The organism is Skermanella sp., assembly GCF_059503625.1.
Genome location: NZ_JCACHA010000181.1, coordinates 1 through 3,487, shown reverse-complemented (window position 1 = coordinate 3,487; position 3,487 = coordinate 1). Strand labels below are relative to the sequence as shown.

The 3,487-nt window shown below is 63.5% G+C and carries 5 protein-coding genes; 3 read left to right on the top strand and 2 right to left on the bottom strand.

The features are described from left to right. On the bottom strand, positions 1 to 168 hold a 168-nt coding region (locus tag AC5JJ6_RS04785), incomplete at its 3' end, for an integrase core domain-containing protein (protein ID WP_496040947.1). A 10-nt stretch (positions 169 to 178) separates the two neighbouring features. Next, a complete protein-coding gene (locus AC5JJ6_RS04780) occupies positions 179 to 826 on the bottom strand; it encodes a group II intron maturase-specific domain-containing protein (RefSeq protein ID WP_496040946.1) in 648 nt (215 codons plus the stop codon). A gap of 108 nt (positions 827 to 934) precedes the next feature. On the opposite strand from AC5JJ6_RS04780, the gene tnpA reads away from it, so the two are divergent. The 3 genes from tnpA to tnpC all read left to right on the top strand — a co-directional run bounded on the left by tnpA (position 935) and on the right by tnpC (position 3,413). Then, positions 935 to 1,357 (top strand): IS66-like element accessory protein TnpA, encoded by a 423-nt coding sequence (gene tnpA / locus AC5JJ6_RS04775; protein ID WP_496040945.1) that lies wholly within the window; start codon positions 935 to 937, stop codon positions 1,355 to 1,357. Further along, on the top strand, positions 1,354 to 1,701 hold the full coding sequence (gene tnpB, locus AC5JJ6_RS04770) for an IS66 family insertion sequence element accessory protein TnpB (RefSeq protein WP_496040944.1): 348 nt from the start codon (positions 1,354 to 1,356) through the stop codon (positions 1,699 to 1,701). Before tnpA ends, tnpB begins: the two co-directional genes overlap by 4 nt. An 80-nt stretch (positions 1,702 to 1,781) precedes the next feature. After that, on the top strand, positions 1,782 to 3,413 hold the full coding sequence (gene tnpC, locus AC5JJ6_RS04765; protein ID WP_496040943.1) for an IS66 family transposase: 1,632 nt from the start codon (positions 1,782 to 1,784) through the stop codon (positions 3,411 to 3,413). The last annotated feature ends 74 nt before the right edge of the window (positions 3,414 to 3,487 follow it).

The window sequence follows — 3,487 nt, the reverse complement described above, 5'->3', positions numbered from 1 at the left end:
CCGGTAGCCGTGCGCCTGATGAAGGCGTTCCTCGTTGTAAAAGTGCAGCCAAGCGGCAATGCCCGCCCTGGCTTCGGCGACCGAAGTGTAGGCGTGCAAGTAGGTGAGTGGCGCGGGGCATCTCAGCCCCGCGCTCTCCCAGAACCGGACGTGAACCTCTCGATTCATCCGGCTCCCATCATCCAGCCGTGGCTCCGAGGGTCCAATGGGCGAACAGGGTCGGATTGCGCCGTCTGAGCGAACTCAACCATTCCCAAGTCGCCTTCGTGTGACCCCGGAACCGTTTGTATTTGCGGGAGGCCCACCGCACGATGAAAGCGTCGATCGTGCGGAGTTCATCGCGAAGCTTTGAGGGATAGAACCGCCCGTAGTAGCGCACCCATCCGCTGAGGACAGGACGAACCCACTTGGCGATGTCTTCCAGATCAAGGTCGCTGCGGAAATGCAGGCGCCACCGGCGCACGCTTCGACGCATTCTTATACCGGCGGTCTTGCTGACCGCTGGAATGAAGCTGACAAAGCGTTTGCCGGTGCGGTTCTTCGCCAATCTCGGCCTGAATGTGAAGCCGAGAAAGTCGAAGGACCGAACCGGGTACTTTCCAGTGCGATTGGCATCTTTGCAGTAAACGATCTTGGTCTTTTGCGGGTGCAGTTGCAGACGGCATTCCGCAAACCTCTGCTTCAGCGCCTGATGCAACTCAAGCGCCTGTACCTCGCTCCGACAATGGCAGATGGCGTCATCGGCATAGCGTTCGAACGGGATGTCCGGGAACTCCCTGTCCATCCAGCAATCGAACGCATAGTGAAGAAAAAGATTCGCCAGCACGGGACTGACAACGTAAGCCTCCGACGAAGGCCGCCTTGATGGTTGGTTGAGGACAGCGGATGTTTGCGTGGCGCGTCATAGCGCGGACGCAAACGAGTGGTAAACGTCATGGCGTATCAGCGTGTCGAGATCCTCACCGGGTCGGAGCGGCGCCGGAACTACACACCGGCGGAAAAGGTGCGGATTGTGGAAGAGGCATTCCGTCCCGGCGTGGTAGTGAAGGACGTGGCCCGGCGGCTCGGGATCCACGAAAGCCTGCTGTATCGGTGGCGCCGCCTGATGAGAGCGGCATCTCCGGCAGGTGGGTCACCGACCTTTGTGCCGTTGATGGTAACGTCGGAGCCGGACGTGGTGGAATCGCCAACTTTGCCCTCGACGACGCCGTCACCGGCCGCATCCACTGCCGTCGCCGGGGCGATCCTGGAAGTCATGCTGCCCGACGGGGCACGGGTGCGTCTCGAGGGGGCGGTTGATCCAACCCTGGCGGCAGCGGTGCTGAGAGCGTTGGCAACGCTGGGACGGTCTTCATGATCCCGGTGCCGACTGGGGTGCGGGTCTGGTTGTCCACCGGGCATACAGACATGCGCAAGGGGTGGGCCAGTCTGGCCCTCCTGGTTCAGGAGCACCTCGGACAGGATCCGCACAGCGGCAATTTTTTTGTTTTTCGGGGTCGCAAAGGTGACCTGGTGAAAGTGATCTGGCATGACAGCCAGGGCAGCTGTCTGTTCGTGAAAAGGTTGGAGCGGGGCCGGTTCATCTGGCCGAGCACGGTGGACGGAGCGGTGTCGATCTCGGCCGGGCAGATGGGTTATCTGCTGGAAGGCATCGACTGGCGAAACCCGCAGAAAACCTGGAAACCGGAAGCTGCCGGATAACTGCGGCAAAGTGAATCAGCAGGCTCGTCGATATCGGGAAACCGGCAGTCTCCTCTGATGCTTTGAGGTAAACTGGCGCCATGAATGCCGGTTCGCCCCTGGACGAGATCATGGCCCTGCGCGCCGCCCTGGCGCAGGCCGAGGCACGTGCCGACGCAGCGGAGGCCGATGCCGCCCAGGCAAAAGCGAAAGCGTCGAGCGATGAAGCATTCATCGCCTATCTGAAGCTCGAGATCGAGAAGCTACGCCGCGACCTCTACGGTGTGCGCTCCGAGCGCAAGGCCCGGCTGCTCGACCAGATGGAACTGCAGCTGGAAGAGCTGGAGACGACGGCGAGCGAGGACGAGTTGGCCGCTGAACAGGCCTCCGCCAAGACCACTGTGGTCGACGCGTTCTCCCGCAAAAAGCCGGCACGCAAACCACTCCCCGACCACCTGCCGCGCGAGCGCGTCGTTGTTCCGGCCCCCACTACCTGCCCCTGCTGCGGTTCGGACAAACTGTGCAAGCTGGGCGAGACGATCACCGAGACGCTGGAAAGCATTCCGCGCCAGTGGAAGGTGATCCAGACAGTGCGGGAGAAGTTCTCCTGCCGGGCCTGTGAAACCATCACCCAGCCGCCGGCGCCGTTCCACACAGTGCCGCGCGCCTGGGCCGGTCCCAGCCTGCTGGCGATGGTGCTGTTCGAGAAGTTCGGTCAGCACCAGCCGCTGAACCGGCAGTGCGAGCGCTTCGCCCGCGAGGGTGTCGAGATCAGCCTGTCGACCCTGGCTGACCAGGTCGGCACCTGCGCCGCCGTGCTGAAGCCCCTGCTGACGCTGATCGAGACCCATGTCATGGCCGCCGGGCGTCTGCACGGCGATGACACTTCAGTGCCGGTTCTGGCCAAGGGCAAGACCGCCATCGGCCGGATCTGGACTTATGTCCGTGATGACCGGCCGTTCGGCGGCCCGGCGCCGCCGGCGGCGCTGTTCCACTACTCACGCGACCGCTGCGGCGAACATGCCGAAGGACACATGGTCCGCTTCGCCGGCATCCTCCAGGCCGACGCCTTTGCTGGATACAACAGGCTGTATCGGGCGGATCGTCAGCCGGATCGGATCACGGAAACATCGTGTTGGGCCCACGCCCGCCGTAAGCTGTTTGTCCTGGCTGATATCGCAGCCAACGCCCGGCGCGCCAGGAACGCGTCGCCGATCTCGCCGCTGGCGCTGGAGGCGGTCAGGCGGATCGACGCGCTGTTCGATGTCGAGCGGGCGATCAATGGCCAGAGCTCGGAGCAGCGGCTGGCGGCGCGTCGGGAGCACAGCGCACCGCTGGTGACCGAGCTCGAAGCGTGGATGCGCACCGAACGGGCTCGCCTGTCCCAGCAAAACCCTGTCGCCAAAGCCATGGACTACATGTTGCGGCGCTGGGAAAGCTTCACCGTGTTCCTGCACGATGGCCGGGTGTGCCTGACGAACAATGCCGCCGAACGAGCGCTGCGCGGTATTGCTCTCGGCAGAAAGGCATGGCTCTTCGCTGGATCGGACCGGGGCGGCGAGCGGGCGGCAGCCATGTACAGCCTGATCGTCACAGCGAAGATGAACGATGTCGATCCGCAGGCTTGGCTCGCCGATGTGCTGGCCCGGATCAACGACCTGCCCCAGAACCGGCTGCACGAGTTGTTGCCATGGGAGTGGAAGGCGATCCGGGAGCGGGCAAGGGCGGCGTGACCTCGGCACCAGCTGGGTCAACGCTTGGCAAACAGTTCCTGGAACAACTGCTCCGAGCGAGCCAGACCCTCCGG

Excerpts from the sequence above, each read along its gene's own strand:
- tnpC (WP_496040943.1), top strand. The coding sequence starts at position 1,782 with ATGAATGCCGGTTCGCCCCTGGACGAGATCATGGCCCTGCGCGCCGCC.
- tnpB (WP_496040944.1), top strand. The coding sequence starts at position 1,354 with ATGATCCCGGTGCCGACTGGGGTGCGGGTCTGGTTGTCCACCGGGCAT.
- tnpA (WP_496040945.1), top strand. The coding sequence starts at position 935 with ATGGCGTATCAGCGTGTCGAGATCCTCACCGGGTCGGAGCGGCGCCGG.